3 protein-coding genes are annotated in these 3,050 nt (G+C 64.0%); all 3 read right to left on the bottom strand.

Annotated elements, in window-relative coordinates:
* Positions 1-548 precede the first annotated feature (548 nt).
* The 3 genes from AC629_RS43740 to AC629_RS43730 all read right to left on the bottom strand — a co-directional run bounded on the left by AC629_RS43740 (position 549) and on the right by AC629_RS43730 (position 2,761).
* Positions 549-806 carry a hypothetical protein gene (locus tag AC629_RS43740; RefSeq protein ID WP_143199937.1) on the bottom strand — a complete coding sequence of 86 codons (258 nt, stop codon included), beginning with the start codon at positions 804-806 and terminating at the stop codon, positions 549-551.
* Positions 807-896: 90 nt separating this feature from the next.
* On the bottom strand, positions 897-1,175 hold the full coding sequence (locus AC629_RS43735; RefSeq protein WP_084810764.1) for a hypothetical protein: 279 nt from the start codon (positions 1,173-1,175) through the stop codon (positions 897-899).
* Positions 1,176-1,207: 32 nt separating this feature from the next.
* Positions 1,208-2,761: a hypothetical protein gene (locus AC629_RS43730; protein WP_084810763.1), complete on the bottom strand. Its 1,554-nt coding sequence runs from the start codon at positions 2,759-2,761 to the stop codon at positions 1,208-1,210.
* Between the last annotated feature and the right edge of the window lie 289 nt (positions 2,762-3,050).

The raw sequence follows: 3,050 nt of genomic DNA, 5'->3' as shown, positions 1-3,050 counted from the left end.
CGCGCCAGCGAGATCTGCTGTTCCTGCTTGGCCTCGGCTGCCGCCTTATCTTGGGCGGAGGTGTCCGGCCCCGTGAACAGCGTCTTGACGCCCTGGACGAATGCATTCATGTGGCGAGCCCTCGAATTCGAAGCGCTCGAAGCCGCCAAAAGTCCCGACCATCCGCATGCCCAACAGCGCCGCTAAGCGCGAGCCGGGGAGGTGGCCGGAACGGACATGGGCCCGAACGCGAACCGGGCCATCATTCGCGAGCTGGTCCCGCGTTAAGTGAGCGAGCCGCAGGAGTGCGCGGAGGTGCTGCGCTAGCTCCGGCCGACAAACAAAGGCCAGCTCGACCAGCCGTTCACCGGGCTTTTCTGCCGGCAGTGGGTAGAGCATTGCCGCGGCGATCGCGCCGGCGCCGGCGTAGAACGCGAAGCTTTCCGATCGCGCGGCCTGGACGATCGCCGCCTTGACGTTGATGGGTTTCATCGGCACCGAGGCAGCGAAGAGGTCCATCACGTCAGGGAGTGGAGCGGGCGAAGCGACGCGGAGGCTCATCGGAGAGCCTACCAGGCGTTATCAAGTTGGTGTCGCTCAGCCTCTTCGGGCGTCATGTCTTTGTATTCCCACTTCCCATTTCGAAAGCGGCGATACTTATAGGTAGCTGGCGCGAACGTCTGCCATTCGCTGTTGCGTGTTTCCCGACGGTACCAGATAAAAAACCAAACCAGCCCGGCGACGATGACGACAAAGATGAAGATCAAAAAAAAAGAACGACGGCATTCCAAAGGCTCCCCGCACCAGCCTACTACCCACAACCACACCGAGCAGCTTCCGATTTGGACATCTGCTGCGACGAATGGGCGCATTGGAACCGGGCGGGCCAACGTCGTCTGGAGGGCTTGAGTGAGCGGCTAGCCGTCGCCCCTGATGTTCATCGCCTTGAAGGCCCGCGCGAAGTCGTCGGCCGAGTGCTTGAGCTTCATCGCCGCCCATGCCGCCTTGAACGCCGCCTTGGCCTCGTCGAGATCCTTGGCGCTTCCGAATGGCGCTCCGGGAATGTGGACTTGGATATGCCAGAGCCAGACGCCTGGGCTGCGCTCCTTGGCCCAGCGGATGCGGCCAATGCGCTGCTCGCCCTCCAGTACGGTATAGTCGCGGGGTCCAATCGATCGCAGCAGCAAGGTCGTCATGGAGCCATTTAGCGCGGCCGGCGGCAGATTTGCTACCGATCATTGAGGTTGAAATCCTTCACCGGGCCGCGCCCCGTCGAGATCGGCACCACGTTGCCGGGCCGCCCAGCTCGAGCTGCGTCGTTGATGACGCCCGCATGGCCGCGGACGCCGTAGCAGAGATACTGCCCGCCCTCGTGCACGTGGCTGAAGCTGTTCTTGACGAAAGCAACCCGGTCGCTGCTGTCGTGGATGTTCTTCACGATCTTGAAGCCGCCGAGGAAGCCGCCCTGCACAACCTTCATCGACTTGCAGTGCTGGAAGTACGGGAAGCCTTGCTCGTCGACGCCGCGGCGCAGAAACCACGACACGCTCTCCTGCCGCGCGCTCGGATCGTTGGTGACAGTCGGCAGGAAGTTGACGCTGATCGCCTTGCCCAGGATCTCCATGAACGATAGCTCCCCATGCTGCCGATCGGCGCCGTGGAAGGCAGAGGGATCACCCCATGCGTGCGCGACTGGAAGGCCGCGATATTTCGACTGCAGGAGATCGACGAGATATTCGGCGAAGCGGCCGGGACCGGTGCCGGGTTTCGACACCAGCTCGTCGAGCCAGCGCATTTGTCCCTTCGGCGTGAACTGGCCGATCACCAGCGCGGGCGAGCCGCCGGCGTCGCTGCCGATCAGCAGCGGCAAATCCAGCGGCTTCAGCACTTCGCTCGAACAGTGAATGCGCTGATCATACTCGGGATAGACGATCGCGCCGTCGCCCTCGATGCCGAACTTGCTGTCGACCATGCGCCGCTTCTTGTCGGGAGGCAGTGTCGCGGCGAGCTTCTGATAGCTCTCCTTCGAGACAAACTTGCGGTTCTCCGCATTGTCCTCAAGCCCGCCGGGCTGCAGGTGCAGCTTGTAGCCGGGGCGCGGAGCCTCGACGAAGTCGGTGTAGATGTAGTTGGTGATCAGCGGCGCGTTGAGATCGCCCCACACCGTGCCGGGCACGTCGGCCTCGGGATCTTCCAACATGCCCTTGCCGGGATAGCGGCCCTGCGCAACGCGGCTGTAGATGAACGGTGGCACCTCGGCGTCGAGCTGATCGGCTTCAATGCACCAACCGAAGTTGCACTGGTAGCCGCGCAGCAGCTCCTCCATCGTGTCTTTGGTGATGCCGAAGCCGTCGATGATGATCTGCAGCTTGCGGCCGTTCGGCGTCTGAAACCGCAGCGTGATCTGCAGCGGCCGATCCTGTCCGCCGGCGTACTCGACGCCCGGCGTGCCCGGCTTGAAGAACTGCTGCAGGCTCGGCACCGCCGTGCGGTACAGCGCGCGCAGGTTCGCGTGCACGACGCAGCCGCGCGAGCGAATGATGCCGTCCTTGCAGACCGGCATGCGAAGCGATGACACGAGGATCTTGAAGATAGAGCAGGTGGTCTTTGCCGATCCGACCGGGCCCATGATGAATTCGATGGCCTCGGTGCCGAACATGTAGGCCTCGCCGACCGGCCCGGGCGGATCGAGCTGCATCGGGTTGATCTCGGCGCCGGCGAGCTGCGGCAGCGTGGTGCCAACAGGCAGATCGAATTCGTGCGGAATGCGCCAGTCCATCATCGCGCCCCGTCCGCAGCGATCTCGACGACCGCAAGTTTCTCGACGCAGCCGGTGCAGAACAATTCATCGTCAGCCGCGAATGGCCCGTCGCACCAAAGGCAGCCGTGAGACCCGCGCCCTGAGACCCGATCGCGGGCCGGCGCCCTCGCACCCCGCGCAGGGGAATTCTTAGTCGCGATTTTTTTCCCTTCGATCGCCCCGTGAGTGTGAGGGACTACCCCCCGGGAGGGGAGGGGCCGCGCGGATTTTGAGGGTCGCGCGCGCGCGCCGGCGCGCGAGGACCCACCCC

This window comes from Bradyrhizobium sp. NAS80.1, from assembly GCF_001908205.1.
Taxonomy (GTDB): Bacteria; Pseudomonadota; Alphaproteobacteria; order Rhizobiales; family Xanthobacteraceae; genus Bradyrhizobium.
Note: the sequence above shows the minus strand (reverse complement) of the source record. Positions and strands in the feature narration are given on the sequence as shown.